This window comes from Caulobacter sp. (assembly GCF_049283275.1).
Classification (GTDB): Bacteria; Pseudomonadota; Alphaproteobacteria; order Caulobacterales; family Caulobacteraceae; genus Caulobacter.
In genome coordinates this window covers 1-21,349 of sequence record NZ_JBAPVS010000376.1, presented here as the reverse complement: position 1 = coordinate 21,349, position 21,349 = coordinate 1, and the positions used below count along the sequence as shown (strand labels likewise).

Genomic DNA, 21,349 nt, shown 5'->3' with positions numbered 1-21,349 from the left:
TTACGCGGCGTCTTGAAGCATATCGGGAACCGGTTCGGCGACCGGTTCGACTTGGGTGGCCTTGCGCGGCGGCCGCATGAACAGCGCCGCCACGAAGATGACACCGATCACGGCGGAGAACAGCTGGAAGGTCGGGGCGAAGCCGCCGAGACGGTCGCGCATCAGGCCGCCAATCACCGGACCGAGCGCCGAGACCGCCCCCACCAGGCAAACCAGCGAGAAAATCTCCAGATTGTTCTTCCGGCCATAGTAGTTGAGCAAAAGGATGCTGACCGCCAGCACCGTCAGGCCGAACCCGACGCCGACGCCCACGGCGAACAGCATCATCACCGGCCAGCTGGTCGCGTGGGTCAAGGACAGCAGGCCTACGGCCATCATCCCCTGCGCGCCCGCCAGCAGCCAGCGCGGGTCCACCCGGTCGCCCAGCAAACCGCCGCCCATGCGGGCCGCCACCTGCATCAAGGATTCCAGGCTGATGGCGGTGACCGCCACGGCCGAGGCCACGCCGATTTCGGAAAAGTGGGTCGGGGCCAGGCTGACGGCGGTCACCCCGCCCAGCAGGTGGGCGAAATAGGCGGCCAGGATCACCCAGAACTGTGGGGTGGCGACAGCCTCCTTCACGGTCCAGTCGGTGGCGGTGCGATAGACCTGGGCGTTGACGGGAGCGGCTTGGATGTCCTCGGCCACGGCCTTGTCGGTCTCGACGGCGGCGGCTTCGAGCCAGGCTCGGCCGCCGACCAGGGCCGCGCAAAGCGCGCCGACCAGGACCGCGGCGATCGCCTGCGCCCACCAGTAAGGGCGCCACCCGCCATGGGCCATCTGCATGCCGCTGACGGCCATCCAGGGCCCGACCACCCCGCCCAGCGAGCCGATCGTGAAATAGATCCCAAACGGCAGGGCGCGCTTCTTGAACAGCATCGACAGCACGTGGGTGCCCGGAATGAGGGCCATCATCTGATAGCCCACGCCCAGCAGGGCCGTGCCGATCAGATAGACCGCCAGGCCCGGCGAAGCCGCCAGACACGCGAAGCCGGCCACCATCACCGCCGACCCGGCGATGATCGTGCCGCGCACCCCGATCTTGCGGATCAGCATGGCCGGGAGCTTGGAAGACCCGCCGCAGAACGCGCCCAGGAAGGTGAAGCCCAGGAACGCGGGCCCGAAGGCCCAGCCCTGCTCCTTGATCATCGCCGGCAGCACCACGCCCAGCGACGAGAAGGTCGAGGCGGTGATCAGGAACAGCAGCAGGCTCAGCGCGCCGAGCAGCAGCCAGGATCTCCACGGGATCGTCGTCGACATGGGCGTCGTGCCTCCGTCAAAGCTGATCCCACGCCCCGTCTCCGGGACGTGGGACGGGAACTAGAACTTGCGCGACAGGGTCACGCGCCACTCGCGGCCCTTGCTGGGCAGCGCGCCGAGGTTGGCGTAGCTGTCGGCGTCGGGCGTGAAGTAGAGCTTGTCGAACAGGTTATCGATGTTGGCCGTCACCGTGTACGGACCGTACTCGTAGTAGGCCGAGGCGTTGGCGACGTAGTAGGCCGGATAGGTCACGGCGTTCTGCACCGTGCCCGCGGTCTTGGTCACGTGGGTGACGCCCAGCGCGCCGCCGACCTTGCCCCAGTCGTGGTCGTCGCTGGTGTAGGCGCCGTAAAGGCTGACCACCGACTTGGGGATCAGGGTGTAGTCGTAGTCGCCCGCTCGGCCCGGCAGGGTGTTGAAGTTCCAGACCACATAGGTGCCGCCGAACGCCTGGGAGCCCGGGACGCCGGCGGTGTAGGCCGGGATGTACTGGAACGAGGTGTCGGGACCCTTGACCGTGGTGTGCTGGGTGTTGCCCGAGAAGGTGAAGCTGAAATTCTCGCTGGCCAGCCAGCGGACTTCCATCTCCACGCCCTTGGCGCGGGTGCCGGTCGGGGTGCCGGTGATGCCGGTCAGCTGAGTGCGGTTCTGGCGGTAGCCGGCCAGAGAGCCGACCAACGTGCCCTTCAGCCACTGGAACTTCACCCCGGCCTCGGCCAGGTCGCTGTCCGACAGCCAGGCGTCGCTGGCGTCGGCCACCAGGCTGGCGGCCACGTCGCCGGCCTGGCTCATCTCGAGCGCCGAGGCCTCGGCATAGGTGATGTAAGGCATCACCCCGCCTGGGGCCTTGTAGGTGAGGCTGGCGGTGTAGGTGAACTTGTCCTTGCCCGCCTTCTGCTCGCCCGAGACCTGGTAGCTGAGCACGCCGGTGTCGTGCGAGGTGACGTCGTAGTCGTCCCAGCGGCCGCCGACCATCAGGTTCAGCTTCTCGGCGATCATCACGTCGGTCATGAAGAACACGCCCTTCTGCTTCCAGTCGGACTTGTTGTCGTTCTCCCAGGCCAGGCCCAGGGCGCCGGTCTCGGTCGAGAACGGGCTGTCGATGATGTCGGTGGCCGTCGCGCCGAAGCTGATGTCGCGGCGGTCCAGGGCGATCACACCGCTGTTGTAGCTCTCGCGCCGACGGCCCGAGAAGTCGCGGTACGAGGCGCCGATGAACGACTTGGCCGTGACCGCGCCGTCCGCGAACGTGTTGGCGAAGTCGTACGTCACCCGGCCTTCCCACACCGAGCTGTCGAACCAGGCCGGGTAGCCGTACGAGACGAAGCGCTTGTTCTCCTGGTCGTCGTAGAAGAACTGGGCCTTGATGTTGCTGTCGGGCGACAGGCTCTTGGCCAGGTCGAAATAGAGGGTGTTGGTGTCGGTCTTCGAGAAGTCGGCCGAGCTGATATAGACCGTGCGCGGCGACAGCTTGGTCGTGCCCACGCCGGTGTCCAGGATGTGGGCGGCGTTGGTGTTGTAGAAGTTATAGTACGGGATGTAGAGCGGGTTGAACGCCGGGTCGTAATAGTACGGGTTGGCGCTGTTGCCGCTGATCTCGTTCAGGGTCATGCGGCCGTTGCTGTCGCTGTCGACCAGGGTGGTGTCGCGGCCGGTGGTGTAGGTCCTGTTGTCGATCAGGCCCTGGGTCAGGCGGTTCCAGCCCGGCGTCTGAACATCGCCGTCCGAGTGGTATTTCATGCCGCCGAACGCCGTGGTCCAGCCGTTGCCCAGGTCGAAGTCGGCCGAGATCTCGCCGGTCTGGCGACGCGGGTAAATGCCCTTGTAGAAGCTGTGGCTGTCCTCGACCTCGCCATAGGCGTAGACGCCGCCGGTCACTGGACCCAGGTTCACCGGCAGTCCGACCTGCGCGGTGGCGTTCTTCCTGTTGTAAGAGCCTAAGGTGGCGGTGATCTCGCCGGTCGGCTCGCTGAGATAGCCGCCCTCGTTCTTGCCCGACTTCGGAATGAAGTTGAGCATGCCGCCCACCTTGCCCGAGCCGTAGATCGGGGTCGGCGGACCGCGCACGATCTGGATCTGGTCGGCCGCGCCGATCGGCGTCGAATAGGTGCCGCGGTTCTCGATGCGCTTGAAGCCGCGGAAGTAGTTCTCGGCCAGGGTGCCACGAATGTTCAGCGCGCCGGGCACGCCGTAGAAGCTGGCGGTGTAGGTGCCGGGCGAAACCGCGGTCAGGCCGTCGATGGTCTCGATGCCGTAGCGCTGCAGGGTGGTGTCGCTGACGAAGCTGGCCGAGCGCGGCGTCTCCAGCAGCGGCTTGTCCAGGCCAAACACCGTGTTGTTGGGCCGGGTCTCCAGTAGACCTGCCTTGTCCCGCGCCTTGACCACGATCTCATCGACGGCGGTCGAGAGGTTGGCCGGGTCGGCCGTGATCTCGGCGGCCATCGCATGACCCGACGCGGCGACGGACAGAGCGAGCAGAACAGCGACGGAAGATCCCGCCATCAAAAGCCGTTGGTTCGACATGACGTCCTCGTTCGAGGCCGCCGCGCCCATCACCCGCGGTGATTATCCCCAGGGCGACGCCTCTTGAGAACCAGCATCACCCAGTCGCCGCCGCCGAGTGGGATCACTCCCTGACATTTTGAACGAAATGTCCCTGCCGCCCGCTTCTTGCTCAGTCAGCGGCGTCTTAAGCACGGCGAAGGTCAAGAAACTTGATCCATCGCGCACAAGGGGCCGCCAAAAGCGTTGCGCTTTGACTTGCCGCACCGGCGATCACCGTCGACAGATCAAGTCGCCGAGGCGGATTTCCCCGACATTCGGACCGTCAGAAACGCGGTCAGGGCTTGGAGGACGCTTGCCGAGGGTAGCTGCGTTCGGCGAGTGGTCGGGGCGTGTAGTCGACCTGGAAGTGGCAAGCCTCGCCATAGGTCGCGACCGCTTCCTGACAGCCGGCCGCCAGCGAGGCGGGCGAAGGTTTTTCGCCGCGTTCGATCCAGGCGTTCATCGCGCGCAGCAGCGCGGCGTATTCCGGCGTCGCCAGCTTGCTGTGCTCGTGTTCGTCGGTGAACGACTGGACCAGCAGATCGCCGGCCCCGGCCTTGGCGACGCGGTCGCGGAACACTCGCTCCAACTCGACGAAGACCGTGGGATCGTCGATCGCGTGCATCGTCAGGGTCGGGACCGTCAGCTTGCCGCCCAGGTCGGCGTCATAGGCCAGTCTGCGCACGCCTTCCGGATCGGCCGCGAACCGCGCCACGCCGCGATTGAGCGCGGTGTCGTCGTCGGAGCCGGAATAGATGACCCCGACATTGCTGAACGGGTTGTGGCCGTCCAGGCGCTTGTTGACGATGTCGGCGAAGGTGAAGGTCGCCCAGCCCAGGTGGCTGTCCAGCGTTCGCTCGGGGATCCGGATCACCGCCAGGATGTTGTCGAGATTGCGCTGCTGGGTCCGCGTGCGCTGGTCCTTGGGCTGGTTCACCCTGGTGCAGGCTTCCAGACGCTCGTCCAGCTGCTTGTTGGTCAGGGTCGAGCCGACCGGCTGGCCTTGCCACAGCGGATAGGCCGGTTCGTCGGGCCTGGGGTGGTTGTGGCAATAGTACTGATAGACGGCTCGAAGATCGGCGCGAAAATCGTAGGACCCGGTCCCGCCGGCCAGCACGGCGTTGGTCAGGATGACGCCGTCATAGACCGGCTTGCCGTTCGCCCCCCGCCCGTACAGTTCGGCGGTCTTGGCCGCGACGTTCCCGCCCCAGGACTGGCCGTGCAGGATCGTGCGCTTGGGGCGTCCGAACTGGTCCCAGAAGATCTTGCGCAGGTTGTCGCTGTCCTCGGCGGCGCTGCGCACGCCGTAGCCCGCGCGCCGATAATTGGACCCCGCCCAGGCGAAGCCCTCCTTCACGGTCACGGAGAACCGCTCCAGGTCCTCCAGGGCGTCGTCGGGCTTGGGCGCCTTCAGGCGCGGGCCGCCGTGGGTGTGCACCACCAGCGAGCCGTTCCAGGCCTTGGGGATGGCGATCCAGTAATAGGCGCCGTTGGCGTCCTGACCGGCTAGGCACCGGGTCTCGGCCGGCAGGTAGTCGGGGCAGTCCCTGGTCGTCTGGATTGACGCCTGAACTGGAGGTCGGGCCGTGGCTTGCGTCTGGATGTGGGCGCAGCCGCCCATCATCAGGCCAAGGGCCGCCAGGCCCATCCAATTTCGGTGAAGCGGCGAACCCATGACGGCGTCTCTTGAAAGCGGTCGAAACAAGGAAAGGGCCCCGGCGCGGGGAGGTGCGCCGGGACCCCCGGGCGCATCAGAACGACTTGCTGATGTTCAGGTACCAGTAGCGGGCATAGGGATTGTAGAGCGACCCGATATAGCCGCTCGACGACAGGGGCGGATCCTTGTCGAAGATGTTGCGCGCGCCCACCCGCAGACGGGTGTCGTCGAACGGGCCTAGCTTGTCCTCGATCCGGTACTGGACATAGAGGTTGGCCGTGGTCAGCGACTTGACGGTCCAGGGCGTGCCGTCGGTAGCCAGGAAGTCGGTGTCGAGCACCGACCCGGTGTAGATCACCGAGCCACCGATCTGGACGTTGTCCTTGCGCCAGGTGAGCGTGCCTGTGCCCTTCCATTCCGGCTTGCCGTTCTTGCGCAGCAGGTCGCCAGGATCGGTCAGCGGCGTGGCCGGGTTGATCGTGCCGGCGGCGCGGGCGTCGAACAGTTCCTGGATCGGCGGAGCCAGGTCCTGCGAGAACTTGTCCATGTAGGTCGCGTCGACATTGACCGTGAAGCGGCCGTAGTTCTCGGTGCGCAGCGCCCAGTTCACGCCGATGTCGACGCCGCTCACCGTCTGCGGCTGCAAGTTCTTGAACTGGTCGCGGATCTCGGTGATCTGGCCAACCGGCGCCAGGCCGGTGCCGGCGAAGAACGCCACGTCGTCGGCGTTCGGCGCGGCGCGGATCACGTTGGCGTTGGTCGAGCCGGTCAGGCGCGCCAGGTAGTCCTGGATGGCGATGTTAGTCGAGCCCAGGGTGCCGACGATCCCGTCCTGCTCGATCTGCCAGCGGTCCACGGTGAACGTGAAGTCGCCGAACTGTTCCGGGATGAAGCGCGGCTGCAGCACAAGGCCCACCGAATAGCTTTCGCTCTCCTCGGCCTTTAGGTCCGGATTGCCGGCGGTCGTGAACCGGATGCCGACGCCACGGTTGCAGGCCCCGAAGGTGGCGATGCGGCCGGCGCGCAGGTCGGCCTCGCAGCGATAATAGTCGGTGACGCTGTTGGTCCGCGAATAGCTGAACGGGTTGGTGGTCTCCAGGTTGGGCGCGCGGAAGCCCTGCTGCCAGGAGCCGCGCACCCGCACGCCGTCGACCAGATCCCAGGCGAAGGCGATCTTGGGTTTGGCCACCGATCCGAAGTCGCTGTAGTTCTCGAACCGGCCGGCCAGCTGCACGTCGATGGCGCGCACCAGCGGCACGTTCATCTCCGGTGAAACCAGCGGCACGGCCAGCTCGGCGAAGGCCGAGGCGACGTCGCGCGAACCCTTGGTGCTGGGGGTGTCGTTGACGCCGGTCACGTTGCTGTTGCTGACGGCGCCGGTCACCGGATCGGTGAAGGGCGTGCGGCCGTCCAGCTGCGGATCACGGCGATCCTCCTGGGTCTCGTGCCGGAATTCGACGCCGGCGGCCATGCCGACCGAACCCGACCAGATGGTCAGCAGGTCGGGCTTGGAGACCTTGAAGTCGGCCAGGGTCAGGGTGGTGGTCGAGTGGCGCTTCAGGCGGAAGCGGATGGCGTCGGTCGCCGCCTTGGAGCTGGGTGTGCAGTCACGCCCGCCCTCCCCGTCCAGGCAACCGCCGTTGAAGGGGTTGTAGGCGTCGGGGGTCGAGAGGGCCAGTTGGGCCGCCAGCTTGGCGCTGTCGATGCCGTCGGACTCGTCCTTGGCGTCGGCCTTCGAATACAGCAGCGCCGAGTCCCAGTCCCAGCCGAACTTCTCGCCCTTCAGGCCCGCCAGGAAGCGGGTCTGGTAGTTCTCGACCTCGACCTTGTTGGGGCCCAGGTCGTTGAAGCGGTAGTTGGTGAAGGTCACCGCGCGGCCTGCGGCCGGCACGTTGGTCAGGTTGGGCAGGCGGTTGGGATTGACCGCGCCGTTTGCGAACACGGCCATGCCGAACGGGTTGTAGTAGTTGCTGGCCGGCACGCCGATGGCCACCAGGCTGGTGCCCTGGGTCGTCAATCCCTCGGATTCGGCGTGATAGAGGCCCAGCTCGCCATAGGCGGTCAGGGTGTCGGTGATGTCGTAGTGGCCGTTCAGGAAGACGTTCTGGCGGCTGATCTTCGGCGCGATCGTCGTGGCGTCGTTCTGGGGCGCGTTGTAGCGCAGGAAATTGGCCGTACTGCCGGTCGCCAAGTTGCCGGTGCCCAAGCACAGGCCGTTGCCCAGTTGGGCCGCGCAGCCGGCGATGGTGTTGGGCTGGGCGTGGGTGGCGCCCGCCGCCGTGGTCAGGGCGGTCGCGCCCTGGCGCACGACGCCGCCGGCGTTCAACACCGTGATGTTGGAGAACGAGTTCTGGTTGCCGCGGTTGTCGGGCGCGGCGCTGTCGCCGTACAGCGGATCGTTGTCGAACAGCGGCCGCAGGTCCTGGGTCGCCGTGTAGGGCCGGTCGCTGGGCCGCTGAGCCGTGCGTTCGGTGAAGTTGGCGTTGATCGAGACGTTGCCGCGTCCGTCGGCGAAATTACGACCGGCGAAGATGTTGCTGGTGTACTCCTTGCGGTGCGTGCCCTCGGCCATGCCGTACTGGGCGTCCATGGTCAGGCCGTTGAAGTCGCTCTGCAGCACGGTGTTGACCACGCCGGCCACCGCGTCGGCGCCGTAGATGGCGGCCGCGCCGTCGCGCAGGATTTCCAGACGCTCCAGGTTGGCGGTCGGAATGGCGTTGGCGTTATAGCCCAGCAGCGGCACGGTGCCCGACGATTGGCTGGTCGGGTGCGAGACCAGGCGGCGGCCGTTCAGCAGCACCAGGGTGTTGCCGACGCCCAGGCTGCGCAGGTTGATCGAGTTGACGTCGCCGCGCGTGGAGTTGCTGGTCTGGGCCGCGTTGCTGGGATTGATGAACACGTCGCCCATGATCGGGATCGAGCGGAACAGGTCATCGCCCGAAACCGCGCCCGTGGCGGCGATCTGGTTGTTGTCCATCACCGTGACCGGCAGGGCCGCGGTGGTCTTGGCGCCCTTGATCTGGCTGCCGACCACGACGATTTCCTCGACATTGGTGCTGTCGTCAGCGGCCGGCGCCTGTTGGGCGTGGGCTGCGCCGGTCAACAGCAGGCCCGCGAACGCGGTCCCGCAGATGAGCCTTTGGCGAAGGTTGGCGGTGATCATGAGAGCTCCCCGATTTTCTTGTTTTGCAGGTGTTGGATTGAAGATCTGGCCCTAGGGCCGAGCCTCGCTGGCCGCGAGGATCTGGTCGGCGGCCGGGGCGGGATTGAGGGCGGCTTCCAGCTGGGCGGCGTCGAGCCCCTTTTCCCAGCGCGAGACGACGATGGTGGCGACGGCGTTGCCCGTGAAGTTGGTCAGCGCCCGGCACTCGGACATGAAGCGGTCGACGCCCAGGATCAGGGCCATGCCGGCCACCGGCACCGACGGCACCACCGACAGGGTGGCCGCCAGGGTGATGAAGCCCGCTCCGGTCACGCCCGCCGCGCCCTTGGAGCTGAGCATGGCCACGCCCAGCAGCAACGCCTGGTCGCCCCACGACAGGTGCACGCCACAAGCCTGGGCGATGAACAGCGCCGCCAGGGTCATGTAGATGTTGGTGCCGTCCAGATTGAACGAATAGCCAAGCGGCACAACAAGCCCAACGATGGACTTGGGGCAACCGGCCTTCTCCAGTTTCTCGATCAGGCTGGGCAGGGCCGCTTCTGACGAACTGGTGCCCAGCACCAGCAGCAGTTCGGCCTTCAGGTAACGGATCAGACGGAAGATCGAGAAGCCGTTGACCCTGGCCACGACGCCCAGGACCACCACCACGAAGAACAGCGAGGTGAGGTAGAAGGTCGCCACCAGGGCCGCGAGGTTGGCGATCGAACCGATGCCGTACTTGCCGATGGTGAAGGCGAAGGCCCCGAACGCGCCGATGGGCGCGGCCTTCATCAACATGTGCACCAGGCGGAAGAACGCCTCGGCCGTCGACTCCAGAAGGGTCAGAACCGGCTGGCCGCGATCGCCGACCATGGCCAGCGACAGGCCGAACAGGATCGAGAAGAACAGCACCTGCAGGATCTCGCCCTCGGCGAAGGCGCTGACGACCGTGTCGGGAATGATGTGCAGCAGGAAGCCGACGATCGTCTGATCGTGGGCCTTGGCTTCATAGGTCGCGATCTTCGACGTATTGAGCGTGGCGGGGTCGATGTTCATGCCCGCGCCCGGTCGGACGACATTGGCGACGATCAATCCGATGATCAGGGCCAGGGTCGAGAACACCAGGAAATAGGTAAAGGCCTTCAAGGCCACGCGGCCGACCTTGTCCAGGTCGCGCATGCCGGCGATGCCGGTCACCACGGTCAGGAAGATCACCGGCGCGATGATCATCTTGACCAGCTTGATGAAACCGTCGCCCAGCGGCTTGAGGCTTTCACCCACGCCGGGCCAGAAATGGCCTATGGCCGCTCCCAGCACGATCGCCGTCAGCACCTGGAAGTAGAGATGCCGATAGAACGGCTTGGGCCGCGCGGGGGCGGTCGGAGTGATCGTCTTCAACTGGCGCCTCTTGGCCGGCCGAGCGGCCGCGTTTCCATCCCGCGTCTCTTTGCGAAGACGCTTGGGTAGACGATCCTTGCTCCGGAGAAGCGGTGCAAGCACGCCAAGCTGAAGCTTTGATGGGCTGTTTTTATTGATGTTTTTGCAAATTCCCCTCATGTGGATCATCCGGCGAACGGCGAATTTCCGCTCGGGGTTTTGCGACTTGTGCGAATATCCGCACACCGTGCCGAGCGTCCGCCCATGAACAGACCCGCCATGCCGAATCCGGCCGATCCGATCGTCCGGCGCTGGGCGGTCTTCTTCGGCGTCTGCGCCGTCCTGCTCGCGGCGGCCCTGTGGATCGCCGGCGAGGTCGCCGAGCGTCGCGCGACCGCCGATCTCGCCCGTCAGGCTCAGGCCTCCGCCGCCCTGCACGCGGCGGTGTTGCGCAGCGAGCTGGCCAAGCACCGTTCCCTGCCCTTCGTCTTGGCCCAGGATCCCGACGTCGCCCAGGTCCTGCGGGCGGCCGACGCGCGCGGGATCGACGCGCTGAACCGCAAGCTGGAGACCCTCAGCGGCGGCACCCGCGCGGCCGTGATCTATGTCCTGAACGCCAGGGGCATGACCATCGCCGCCAGCAACTGGCGTGAGCCGACCAGCTTCGTCGGCTCAGACTACAGCTTCCGCCCCTATTTCCGCGACGCCTGGGCGGCCGGGGTCGCCGAACTGTTCGCTCTGGGCACGGTCAGCCGTCGCCCTGGTCTGTTCATGTCGCGTCGGATCGACGGCCCGGACGGCATGCTCGGCGTCGTCGTGGTCAAGGTCGAGTTCGAAGCGCTCGAAGCCGATTGGTCGGCGGCCGAACCGGCGTTCGCCGCTGATCCTCGTGGCGTGATCCTGGTCACCTCGGTTCCGGCCTGGCGCTTCTCGACCCTGACGCCCTTACCGCGATCCGAGCAGCAAAGGCTGAGGGCCGAACAACGGTTCGGCCAAGCGCCCTTCACACTGCTCGACGTGCGCCCCTCCATGGCCGTGGGGCGGCCGCCGCGCCTGACGACGACCGCCCTGCCCGGCCGCCCGCTCGCCCGCTACATGGCGGCCAGCGCCGACCTGGGGGCGGCCGGCTGGACGGTCTTCACCCTGACGCCCACAGGCTCGATCCTGAGCGGCGCGGTGGCCGGCGCGCGAGCCGTGGCCCTGCTGGTGGGCCTGGCGATCTGCGGCCTGGCCGGGGCGGTGCTGCGCTGGCGCAGCCAGGCCAGTCTCCGCGCCATCCGCCAGGAAGCCGCCCGCGCCGAGTTGGAGGCCCGGGTCGAGGAGCGCACCGTCGAGCTGCGAAAGTCCAACCGCCGTCTGACCGTCGAGATGGAGGAGCGGCGACGGGCCGAGGCCCACGTCCACCTGATGCGCGACGAACTGGTGCAGTCCAACAAGCTGGCGACCCTGGGTCAGATCGCCGCCGGGGTGGCGCACGAGATCAACCAGCCGGTCGCGGCCATCCGCGCCTATGCCGACAACGCGTCGATCTTCCTGGATCGGGCCGACACCGACACCGCCCGGAGCAATCTGGGCCTGATCTCGGGCCTGACGGACCGCATCGGCCTGATCACCGACGAACTGCGCGCCTTCGCCCGCAAGACCAGCGCGCCGGCCGCCCCGGTCGCCGTACGCGAAGCGGTCGACGGCGCCCTGCTGCTGGTCGGGCCTCGCCTGCGCCAGACCAATGTCCGCATCGTTCGCCGCGAGGTCGACGAGGAGGCCCTGGTCATGGCCGAACGGTTCCGGCTGGAGCAGGTGCTGGTCAATCTGCTGCAGAACGCCCTGGAAGCCCTGGAAGGGACGCCCGATCCGGAGATCGCCGTCCAGGTCACCGTCCGTCGGTCGCAGGTCCGGATCGTCATCGCCGACAACGGTCCGGGCCTGGCGCCGCAAGCCGCCACGACCCTGTTCACCCCCTTCGCCACCACCAAACCGCGGGGATTGGGCCTGGGCCTGGTGATCAGCCGCGACATCGTCGCCGAGTTCGGGGGCGAGCTGTCGCTGGACCCCGCCGCCTCAATCGGGGCGCGGTTCGTCATTTCATTGTCCAAGGCGCGCTAGATGCAGATTTCCGTCAACCAGGTCGCCTTCATCGACGACGACGAGGCTCTGCGCGGCGCCAACGTCCAGACCCTGCAATTGGCCGGTTTGGAGGTGCTGGAGTTCGCCTCGGCGGAAGCCGCCCTGGCGGCCTTGCCCCAGGGCTTCGCGGGCGTGGTGATCAGCGACATCCGCATGCCCAACCTGGACGGCCGCCAGCTGTTTCGCCGGCTGAAGGAGCTGGACCCCGACCTGCCGGTGATCCTGATCACCGGCCACGCCGACGTCGCCGAGGCGGTGGAGGCCATGCACGACGGCGTCTACGACTTCCTGCCCAAGCCCTACGCGCCCGAGCGGCTGGTCAGCAGCGTGCGGCGCGCCCTGGAGAAGCGCCGCCTGGTGCTGGAGAACCGCCAGCTGCGAGCCGTGGCCGACGCGGCGCAATCGGACTGGCCGCTGATCGGCCAGACCCAGGTGATGGAGCGGCTCAGATCGACCCTGCGCCAGTTGGCCAGCGCCGACGTCGACGTCCTGCTGGAGGGCGAGACGGGCGTTGGAAAGGAGTTGGCGGCGCGGGCCCTGCACAACTGGGGTCGGCGGCGCAACCGCGAGTTCGTCGCCGTCGACTGCGCGGCCTTGCCCGCCTCGACCCTGGAAAGCGAGCTGTTCGGCCACGAACTGGGCGCCTTCAACGGGGCGGTGCGCCAACGGATCGGCCGGATCCAGCAGGCCGATCGCGGCACGCTGTTTCTCGATGAGATCGAGACCCTCGCGCCCGACGCCCAGGGCAAGTTCCTTCGCGTGCTCGAGGAGCGCGAGATCGTGCCGCTCGGCTCCAACCGGGTCCACACGCTGGACATCCGCGTGGTGGCCGCGGCCAAGCCGGCCTTGATCGAAGCGGTGGCCAGCGGCGCGTTTCGCCAGGACCTGTTCCATCGCCTCGACGTGGTGCGGATCCGCATACCGCCGTTGCGGGAGCGCCGCGAGGACGTGCCGCTGCTGTTCGCCCATTTCCTGGCGCGGGCCTGCGAGCGGCTGGGCGGTTCGCCGCCGCCCATCGATGACGCCGTCCGGTGGCGACTGCTCCACCATGATTGGCCCGGCAATGTGCGCGAGTTGAACCACTACGCCCAGCGGGTCGCCCTAGGCCTGGCGGCGTCCCTCAGCGGTCCGTCGGACGAGCCGCCGCCGCTGCCCGAGCGCATCGCGGCCTATGAAGCTCACCTCATCGAGGAGACGCTCGCCACCTGCGCGGGCGACGTGCGCGCCGCTCTCGCAATCCTGAAGATCCCGCGCAAGACCTTCTATGACAAGGTCGAACGCCATGGTCTGAACCTGGCGCGTCACCGTCAAAAGTCAGTCTCCCAATGATCGCCAAGTGGACATGAGGGAGCGGAATGGCGGCCATCGCCCACATCTGGATGAGCCCGTTCAACGCCGGCCCTGGCGCCCCGATCTCGCTCCACCAGTACGCCAAGATGCCTTGGCGATCGGCTTTCGTGGAGATGGAGGCCGTGCTGCGCGACGGCGCGGGCCGCCCGCACTGGGCCAAGCGGCACGCCTGACAACGGACGACGTGCATCGGCTCCATCCGCGCGCCGGCGATTTTCTCAAGGTGCGTCAAACCTGGGATTCGACCGGCAAGTTCGCCAATACTCACCTGACGCAACTCTTCGGCCTCTGAACCGGCCTCAGACGGAAACGCCATGACCGACCAAGACCTGCATGCCGGCCTGATCGGGGCCCCCGGCTCTCGCCGCGAACTCAACACCCCGGTCCTGGTGATCGATCGCCCGGCTCTGGAGCGCAATATCGTCCGCATGGCCGAGTTCGCGGCGAGCAAGGGCGTCAAGCTGCGGCCCCACGCCAAGACTCACAAGAGCGTCGACATCGCCCGGCTGCAGATCGCCGCCGGCGCCGTGGGCCTGTGCTGCGCCAAGATCGGCGAGGCCGAAGCCCTCGCCGAGGGCGGGGTTTCAACCGGCCTGCTGATCACCTCGCCGGTGGTTTCGGCGTCGGCTGTCGCCCGCGTGATCGCGCTGAACGCCGTGTCGACGGACCTGATGGTGGTGGCCGACAACCCGGTGAATGTCGCCGCGCTGGGCCAGGCGGCCGGCGCCGCGGGCAAACCGCTGAAGGTGGTCATCGACCTGGATCCTGGCATCCACCGCACCGGCGTGGCCTCGCCCGAGGACGCCGTGACCCTTTTGCAGGCCATCCAGGCCGAGCGGGCCCTGATCTATGCGGGCCTGCAGTGCTATTGCGGCATGCAGCAGCACATCGAGAGTTTCGTCGACCGCAAGGCCAATCTGGAGGACCGCGCGGCCTATATCCGTTCGGTGATCGAGGCCCTGACCGCCGCGGGCGGGTCGCCGCCGATCGTGTCCGGTTCGGGCACCGGATCGCACCGGATCGACGCGGAGCTGGACGTGTTCACGGAATTCCAGGTCGGATCGTACGTGTTCATGGACGGCCAGTACCTGGTCTGCGACATCGCGGGGACCGGGGCGGACGAAAGTCCGTACGAGACCGCCCTGCTGATCGACGCGCGCGTGGTCAGCGCCAACACTCCGGGCATGGCCACGATCGACGCCGGCTTCAAGGCGCTGTCGACCGACGCCGAGCCGCCCGCCGTGCTGGGCGGGGCGCCGGATGGATCGCGTTACTTCTTCATGGGCGACGAGCACGGCGCGATCCTGCCGCCGCCCGGAACGGAGCCGCCGGGTCTGGATGAGCGGGTGATCCTGGGAGCGCCGCACTGCGATCCGACCGTGAACCTGTACGACACCTACCATGTGGTCGACGGCGACACCCTGGTGGCGCTGTGGCCGGTCTCGGCGCGGGGGCGCTCGCGATAGGCTCCTGGTCACGCGGCGGCGCCTGGCAAGCGCCAATCTAGGTTGGTCGGCGCATCTGGAACTTGTGAGCCTCGCTGATGCCGAAATAGTCGGCGGGGCCGCCGCCTCGCAGGATCGGCTCGGCGGCCGCGGTGTCATAGACGCCGTCGACCAGCAGCGCCTGGTCGATATGGACCCGCACCACCTCGCCCAGGGTCAGCCAGGCGTCGACCGGCGCGCCCTCTGCGTCGGTCAGCCTGATCAGTTGGGTCAGACGGCATTCGAACGCCACCGGGCTTTCGGCGACGCGCGGCGGCGCGACGTCTTGCGAAGGCGCCGCCGTTAGCCCGGCCAGCACGAACTCGTCGACGTGATCAGGAACCGTCGCCGAGGTGGCGTTGACCGCCTGGGCCAGGGATCGTGTCGCCAGGTTCCATACGAACTGGCCGGTCTCCTCGATGTTGCGCACCGAATCCTTCCAGCCCGTGCTGGAGAAGCCGATGATGGGCGGCCGGTAGTTGAAGGCGTTGAAGAAGCTGTACGGCGCCAGATTGCGGACGCCCGCGGCGCTGATCGTCGAGATCCAGCCGATCGGCCGGGGCGCTATGATGGCGTTCAGCGGATCATGCTTCAGGCCATGCCCGATCTTGGGGTCGTAGGAATGGATCGCGGACATGGGCGCCTCGTCTTGCCGACATCCGTCTTAGGGCGCGGCGCCGCGCGGCGCCAGCCGTCGCCGCCCTGGACGGCCGCTCCGTCGACTTTGCGATGGTGACCGTCCAGGCGCGGTGTTAGTCCGCCCGCGCCTCGGAAAGGTTGGATAACTCAACCATGATCAGGTGGGCCGCCAGCGACGCGGGAGCGCCGTCATGGCGCACGTCACCGTTATCGAGCAGGCTCGCCAGCTTGGCGCGCGCGCGGCAGACGCGGCTCTTCATCGTGCCCTCCGGCACGTCGCACATTTCCGCCGCCTGCCGATGGGAGAAGCCGCCCGCCCCGACCAGGATCGCCGCCTCGCGCTGCTCGTCGCTCAGGACGTTGAGGGCGTTGCGCAGGTCATTGAGCATCAGCGACTGCATCTGATCGGTTCCGGTGGCCGGGATCTTGGCGCTGGCGGCCAGGTCCAGGGGCGTCTCCCGCCACAGGCGACGGCGCTGGGAATAGAAATGGTTGCGCGCGATCTTCAGCAACCAGCCCTTGAAGTTCGTGCCGGCCTGAAATTGCGCCCGGTGCTGCCAGGCCTTGAGCAGTGCGTCCTGCGCCAGATCATCGCCCGTCGCCGCATCGCCGCAGAGGCCGCGGGCGAACGAGCGGAGAACCGGGATGCTGGCCACGACCTGCCGCTTGAAGTCGTCTTCCTCGAACGCCGCGGCGCGTTCGGATATGGCCGCGAAGCTGCGCTGTTCTCCCTTGATCGCGAGCTTGGCGCTCCGCCAGCGGGCTGAGGTTTCGAGAAGTTTCTCGGTCGGGCTGATGTCCGTCATAGGAAACTCCGAAACTCAGACGCCGTGTGGCGGGTGGAGATTTCTCTCCTGCGCCCATAAGGCGGTCGGCCTTCAGACGTATCGCTTCAACTTTGGGCGCTGGCCGGATCGGAACAATCAGGTGAAATCCTAGTCGTTCTCCGGAAGCGCCAGTATTTGGCTGGTGGATCGCCCTGAGCTTCAATCCATGGGGGATTTAGGAGGGTCGACTAAGGGTTTTACCGGGTAGATTACGACGTCGAGGCGTTGCAACCGTGCTTCCTGCGGAGGGAGAGCCGTGGAATGCGTCGGGTGGCCATAGCCCCCGCCGACACGACGTCTTCTGTCGGGGGAGTATTTGCCGAGATTGTCGGGGGGAAACCCTAGGCCTGCCAGACTTCCAGGCGATCGCCCTCCAGTATCCTGGAGGACGTGATCGCAGGAGGGGAAGACGTTCACCGGCCGAGTGAGCGAGGCGGTCGAGCCCCCAGGGCCAAGGCGCGGCGCTTTCGCCTCCCGCGGCAATTCAGCGCACGCCTCATCCAAAACCTGACAACTATGATGTGCATTGCCACCGGAGCGAGACTTGACGATGCCCTTGCCTAGCGCGCCAACCATTCTGCTCGCCGACGATCATTCGATCGTCCGGGCGGGACTGCGCGAGGCGCTTGAATCCCAGCCCGGGTGGACCATCTGCGGCGAGGCGTCGAACGGCCGCGACGCCATCCGCCTGGCCAAGGAACTGGTCCCGGACGTCATGATCCTCGACATCAGCATGCCCGATCTGAGCGGCGTGATCGTCGCCCGCGACGTACGCAAGCTGAAGACCCACACCGAGCTGCTGATCTTCACCATGCACGACAGCGAACAGTTGGTGCGCGAAGTCTTCAGCGCCGGCGCGCGCGGTTTCGTGCTCAAGTCGGCCTCCACCGACAACATCATCGCCGCGGTCGCCTCGCTGCTGAATCACAAGCCCTATTTCTGTCCGGGGATCACGGACGCCGTGCTGCGCGGTTATCTGTCGCCCGGCGGGCACGGACTGGGCGAGATTATAGAGGGCTCCGAAACCCTGACGACGCGCGAACTGCTGATCGTCCAGCTGCTGGCCGAATCGCGCAGCAACAAGGTGATCGCCTCGATGCTCGACATCAGCGTCAAGACCGTCGAGAGCCACCGCGGCAACATCATGCGCAAGCTCGGCGCCCATTCGCTGGCCGACATCGTGCGCTATGCGATCCGTAACAAGCTGATCGAGGCCTGACCCTCTCGACGATCCCACGGCTTTCTTATGCCACGGAGATTGCGCTCTGAATCCCACTCCGATCAGAGGATCGATCCTGTTTCGCCGGGATTGAAGGCGGGAGGGAGAGCCGACCCGACACATGCGTCGGGACATGTGGGCCGGCTCTCGACCCGCGACCTCGGCGGCGCTCTTGGGGGATGAGCGGGCCGCGGCTTGTCAAGGGAAATCGGGGGTGACGCCTTGACGAGCGAGCCTCTCCAGACTGCGGCGGCATCGGCTCCAGCGCCATCCGGTCAAACCCTCGGGCGGGACGAGAATTCCCTTATGCGCGCTGGGATTTGCTCAGACCAGGTGAACGGAACTCTTGATCGTGGTCGTGCCGGTCTGCTTCTGGCGGGCGCGGTCGATGGCGTCATCCAGCAGCTTCAGGAACTCGGTTTGCATCTGCATGGACTCCAGATCGGCCGCCCTCACCCCGTCCAAGGTCGATTGGCGAATTTCTTCAAGCTGTTCAAGCGACAGCGCCGCGCAAAGGCGGAGGCTGAGGAACTGCAGCGCGGCGACTCGTATCTCAAGGCTTGTCATCGGCATGTCGCTGGGGAGGACAGGGTGCGAGCAGATACGGACGGATACGGCCGTCGCATATCAACGACGGAACGACGATAACCATGGAGGTTTAGCGGCGCCATGGCTGACTCCCGGCAGGCGAATTCCGACTGAAACGGAAAAGACGCGGTTTCGATTTCGAACTCATGCGGCCAACGGCTCTGGGAAGAGCAAACAGAAGGCCGATCATTCGTGAAGTTGGCGGTCTAGATGAAACGGGCGCATGGACTCCAAAGGCATCAGCGCCAGTCAGGAGCGCGCGAGGTGCGACTGGACGTTCTTAAAGGCCGTCCCTTATCGAGGTCCCATGCGCGCTCTGAAATCAGGCGAACCCCGTCGTGGGACGGAGAAAACAACCCATTCGGCGAGAAGTGATCGGCGCCGCGACGACAAAGCCCTGGATCTCCTCAAGGGGATTCAAAAGCGCCGGAGCTATTGGAGCGTCAACGCGCTATACTGTGCGGAGCCCGTGATCGCCCCGCGCCATGCGGGATCGCGGGCCTGAAAGAGCCTCATGTCCGATCACCCGGACACGCATCAACCGACGCGTTGGACCGCCCTGCTGGACTCCATCGGCATACACCAGATCACCGCGCGGGAGATCCGGGCGGAGACGTTCTTCCTGGGCAATCGCCACAAGGGGCGGGTTGTGCCCGGCGCTCAATTGGAGCTTCGGGCGTCGGACCTGCCCGCGCGTCGCAAGGCCCTGCTGCGAGCCGTCATCCGCGCCGCGCCGGCCGTCTCCGAGGTCGGCCAATGAGCGACGAGGAAACCCAAGGGCTGCGCCGGGAAAACGACTATCTCAAGCGCCGCAACGCCCAGCTGCAGGACGACGTCACCAGCCTGGGCGGTCAGGTTCTGCGAATGCAGCAGGAACTGGAACGGGTGAGCGGCCGTCGGGCGATGATCTCGCCGGATCCCCTGTCGGGCGGCCAGTAGAATGGCGCTTTCGCCCAGCCAGTTCGTGGCGCTCAAGAACCTGGCCCGCAAGAAGGCCGGCGAAGCGGTCGACTGGATCAACATCGCCGACGCCCGGATTCTGACCGATCTGGGTCTGGCGGAACGCAACGGCGGCGGTTGGGTCATAACGTCCGACGGGGTCGCCACCTTGGCGGACCACGAGTCCGGACATCTCGACTAATCGCTCTCGAAGCGCATGCCGTCATAGCCTGGCTCGACGCCTGGAGGAAGTTTCGCCGACAAGGCATTGAAATCCAGGTCGATGTGCAGGTTGGTCAGGATGGCGCGGCGCGGCTTGGCGCGGGCGATCCATTCCAGGGCCAGACCGACATGGGCGTGGGTCGGATGCGGCGTCCAGCGCAGGGCGTCCACGATCCAGACGTCGAGGTCGCTCAGGGCCGCCCAGCTCTCTTGTGGAAAGCCGATGGCGTCGGGGGTGTAGGCGACGTTGCCGAACCGATAGCCGACGGCGCGGATCTCACCGTGATCGACGTCGAAGGTGGTGACCGGGATCGCGCCGCTGGGGCCGTCGACCTGCCAGTCCTGGCCGTGCGGTGGAATGGCGTGGGCGTCGCAGATGGCCGGATAGCCGCCCTGGCTCTTGAAGATGTAATCGAAGCGCCGACCCAGGCTCATCGTCGTATAGGCGTCCATATAGGTCGGCACGCGCTTGCGGGCGTTAAGGAAGAAGGGCCGCAGGTCGTCGATCCCGTGGGCCTGGTCGGCATGGTCGTGGGTGAACAGGCAGGCGTCCACGCGCCGAACCCCCGCCCTCACCGCCTGCAGCCGGAAGTCCGGAGCCGTATCGACGACGACCGTGGTGTCCGTCGCCGGATCACCGCCTGGCCGGCGCACCAGCAAGGAGCAGCGGGTGCGGGTGTTCTTCGGTTCGGCCGGATCGCAATCGCCCCAATTGCCGTCGGCGCGCGGCACGCCGCCCGACGAACCGGAGCCCAGGATCGTGAACTCCAACCGCTTCGTCATGGTCGCGGAATCCGGTCGAACAGGGCGAAGAAGGCGTCCTCGGTGCGGTGTTCGGCGTCGGCTCGGGTCCAGCCCCGGACCTCGGCCAGCTTGTCCAGCACGTGAGGCAGATAGGCCGGCTCGTTGCGGCGGCCCCGCATCGGCACGGGGGCCAGGTACGGACAGTCGGTTTCGAGGATGATCTTGTCGGCCGGCATGTCGGCGATGATATCGCGGACCTCCTGGGCCTGCTTGAAGGTGGCGATGCCCGAGACCGAGAACCACGCCCCCAGCGCCGCCATCCGTTTGGCCAGCTCAGGACCGCTGGTGTAGCAGTGCATCAACAGCTTGAACGGCCCCTTGCCGTGTTCCGCCTCCAGGATGTCGCCCATGACGTCGTCGGCCTCGCGGGTGTGGACCACCAGCGGCAGACCGGTCTGCCGGGCCGCCGCCACGTGGGCCCGGAAGACGTCGGCCTGCACGTCGCGCGGGCTGAGATCGTAGTGGAAGTCCAGGCCCGTCTCGCCGATGCCGATCACCTTGGGGCGATCGGCCAGGTCGACCAGGCGCTCGGTCGTCAGCTCGACGTGATCCTTGGCCTCATGCGGGTGAGCGCCGACCGTACACCAGATGTCGTCGTTGGCCATGGCGATGGCGTGGACGGCCTCGAATGACGGGATCTTGTCGCAGATGGTGACCATCAGTTCGACCCCGGCCTCGCGGGCGCGGTCGATCACCGCCTGGCGGTCCTCGTCGTACTGATGGGCGTGCAGGTTTACGTGGCTGTCGATAAGCATGCGGTCACATGGCCGCCCGGGCGGCGGCGCGCAAGTCCATGATCGCGGTCCAGAAGACGTCGGCGCGGTCGAGGTTGATGGCCTCGGCCTCGCCCGGAGCGCGGACGATCTTTTCCCAAGCCGCCACCCAGCGGTCCAGGCCCGCCGGCGTGCGTTCGCCGGCCATGCCGGTGGCCATGGCGTGGATCTGGTCGCCCAGCCGGTCGAACAGCAGCTCGAAGCGCTGGACGCCTTCGGCCCCCCGGAAGGTGTCGGCCATGGCCAGCAGGGCGCCCTCGTCCAGGTCAGGCAACTTGCGCAGGATCTCGCCGGCCGCGTCGTCGGCTTCCAGCGCCCCGGCGGCGGCCAGCTGCAGCGCGCGACCCGGCGCGCCCTTGGC

The 21,349-nt window shown here is 66.9% G+C and carries 18 protein-coding genes and 1 pseudogene; 8 read left to right on the top strand and 11 right to left on the bottom strand.

Annotated elements, in window-relative coordinates; genetic code table 11:
- From WAL33_RS21495 to WAL33_RS21475, 5 genes are all read right to left on the bottom strand, one after another.
- Positions 1–1,299 (bottom strand): CynX/NimT family MFS transporter, encoded by a 1,299-nt coding sequence (locus WAL33_RS21495; RefSeq protein ID WP_422184050.1) that lies wholly within the window; start codon positions 1,297–1,299, stop codon positions 1–3.
- 60 nt (positions 1,300–1,359) lie between these two features.
- Positions 1,360–3,822: a TonB-dependent siderophore receptor gene (locus tag WAL33_RS21490; RefSeq protein ID WP_422184048.1), complete on the bottom strand. Its 2,463-nt coding sequence runs from the start codon at positions 3,820–3,822 to the stop codon at positions 1,360–1,362.
- A gap of 316 nt (positions 3,823–4,138) precedes the next feature.
- Positions 4,139–5,518: a hypothetical protein gene (locus WAL33_RS21485; protein WP_422184046.1), complete on the bottom strand. Its 1,380-nt coding sequence runs from the start codon at positions 5,516–5,518 to the stop codon at positions 4,139–4,141.
- Between the two features lie 76 nt (positions 5,519–5,594).
- A complete protein-coding gene (locus tag WAL33_RS21480) occupies positions 5,595–8,663 on the bottom strand; it encodes a TonB-dependent receptor domain-containing protein (protein ID WP_422184044.1) in 3,069 nt (1,022 codons plus the stop codon).
- A 51-nt stretch (positions 8,664–8,714) separates the two neighbouring features.
- Entirely contained in the window at positions 8,715–10,040 is a 1,326-nt protein-coding gene (locus WAL33_RS21475) for a dicarboxylate/amino acid:cation symporter (RefSeq protein WP_422184043.1), read from the bottom strand.
- A gap of 243 nt (positions 10,041–10,283) precedes the next feature.
- Here WAL33_RS21475 and WAL33_RS21470 point away from each other — a divergent pair, with 243 nt between their 5' ends.
- The 4 genes from WAL33_RS21470 (at position 10,284) to WAL33_RS21455 (ending at position 14,959) form a co-directional block, all read left to right on the top strand.
- Positions 10,284–12,122, top strand: a complete 1,839-nt coding sequence (locus tag WAL33_RS21470; protein WP_422184042.1) for a sensor histidine kinase — start codon at positions 10,284–10,286, stop codon at positions 12,120–12,122.
- Positions 12,123–13,472, top strand: a complete 1,350-nt coding sequence (locus WAL33_RS21465) for a sigma-54-dependent transcriptional regulator (protein ID WP_422184041.1) — start codon at positions 12,123–12,125, stop codon at positions 13,470–13,472. It begins immediately after the preceding gene.
- Between the two features lie 26 nt (positions 13,473–13,498).
- Positions 13,499–13,666, top strand: coding sequence for a D-arabinono-1,4-lactone oxidase (locus WAL33_RS21460; protein WP_422184039.1), 168 nt, complete (start codon positions 13,499–13,501; stop codon positions 13,664–13,666).
- 141 nt (positions 13,667–13,807) lie between these two features.
- Positions 13,808–14,959 (top strand): DSD1 family PLP-dependent enzyme, encoded by a 1,152-nt coding sequence (locus WAL33_RS21455; protein WP_422184038.1) that lies wholly within the window; start codon positions 13,808–13,810, stop codon positions 14,957–14,959.
- 37 nt (positions 14,960–14,996) lie between these two features.
- Here the strand turns inward: WAL33_RS21455 and WAL33_RS21450 are convergent, their stop codons facing one another.
- Both WAL33_RS21450 and WAL33_RS21445 read right to left on the bottom strand, forming a co-directional pair.
- Positions 14,997–15,614: a flavin reductase family protein gene (locus tag WAL33_RS21450; RefSeq protein ID WP_422184036.1), complete on the bottom strand. Its 618-nt coding sequence runs from the start codon at positions 15,612–15,614 to the stop codon at positions 14,997–14,999.
- A 115-nt stretch (positions 15,615–15,729) separates the two neighbouring features.
- Positions 15,730–16,422 (bottom strand): sigma-70 family RNA polymerase sigma factor, encoded by a 693-nt coding sequence (locus WAL33_RS21445; RefSeq protein WP_422184035.1) that lies wholly within the window; start codon positions 16,420–16,422, stop codon positions 15,730–15,732.
- 571 nt (positions 16,423–16,993) lie between these two features.
- Here WAL33_RS21445 and WAL33_RS21440 point away from each other — a divergent pair.
- Positions 16,994–17,662, top strand: a complete 669-nt coding sequence (locus WAL33_RS21440; protein ID WP_422184034.1) for a response regulator — start codon at positions 16,994–16,996, stop codon at positions 17,660–17,662.
- A gap of 324 nt (positions 17,663–17,986) precedes the next feature.
- Here the strand turns inward: WAL33_RS21440 and WAL33_RS21435 are convergent, their stop codons facing one another.
- Positions 17,987–18,229: a hypothetical protein gene (locus WAL33_RS21435; protein WP_422184032.1), complete on the bottom strand. Its 243-nt coding sequence runs from the start codon at positions 18,227–18,229 to the stop codon at positions 17,987–17,989.
- A gap of 535 nt (positions 18,230–18,764) precedes the next feature.
- On the opposite strand from WAL33_RS21435, the gene WAL33_RS21430 reads away from it, so the two are divergent.
- From WAL33_RS21430 to WAL33_RS21420, 3 genes are read left to right on the top strand one after another with little or no spacing between them, the layout of a single operon-like run.
- A complete protein-coding gene (locus WAL33_RS21430) occupies positions 18,765–19,010 on the top strand; it encodes a hypothetical protein (protein WP_422184031.1) in 246 nt (81 codons plus the stop codon).
- Positions 19,007–19,189: a hypothetical protein gene (locus WAL33_RS21425; protein WP_422184029.1), complete on the top strand. Its 183-nt coding sequence runs from the start codon at positions 19,007–19,009 to the stop codon at positions 19,187–19,189. The genes WAL33_RS21430 and WAL33_RS21425 overlap by 4 nt, the downstream gene beginning before the upstream one ends.
- A 1-nt stretch (position 19,190) precedes the next feature.
- Positions 19,191–19,391, top strand: coding sequence for a hypothetical protein (locus WAL33_RS21420; protein ID WP_422184028.1), 201 nt, complete (start codon positions 19,191–19,193; stop codon positions 19,389–19,391).
- Here the strand turns inward: WAL33_RS21420 and WAL33_RS21415 are convergent.
- From WAL33_RS21415 to WAL33_RS21405, 3 genes and pseudogenes are all read right to left on the bottom strand, one after another.
- Positions 19,388–20,194: an MBL fold metallo-hydrolase gene (locus WAL33_RS21415; protein WP_422184027.1), complete on the bottom strand. Its 807-nt coding sequence runs from the start codon at positions 20,192–20,194 to the stop codon at positions 19,388–19,390. The two genes, WAL33_RS21420 and WAL33_RS21415, sit on opposite strands and share 4 nt — an antisense overlap.
- Positions 20,191–20,970, bottom strand: a complete 780-nt coding sequence (locus WAL33_RS21410; RefSeq protein WP_422184026.1) for a TatD family hydrolase — start codon at positions 20,968–20,970, stop codon at positions 20,191–20,193. The genes WAL33_RS21415 and WAL33_RS21410 overlap by 4 nt, the downstream gene beginning before the upstream one ends.
- A gap of 4 nt (positions 20,971–20,974) precedes the next feature.
- Positions 20,975–21,349: pseudogene (locus WAL33_RS21405) on the bottom strand (DNA polymerase III subunit delta'); the annotation flags it as partial.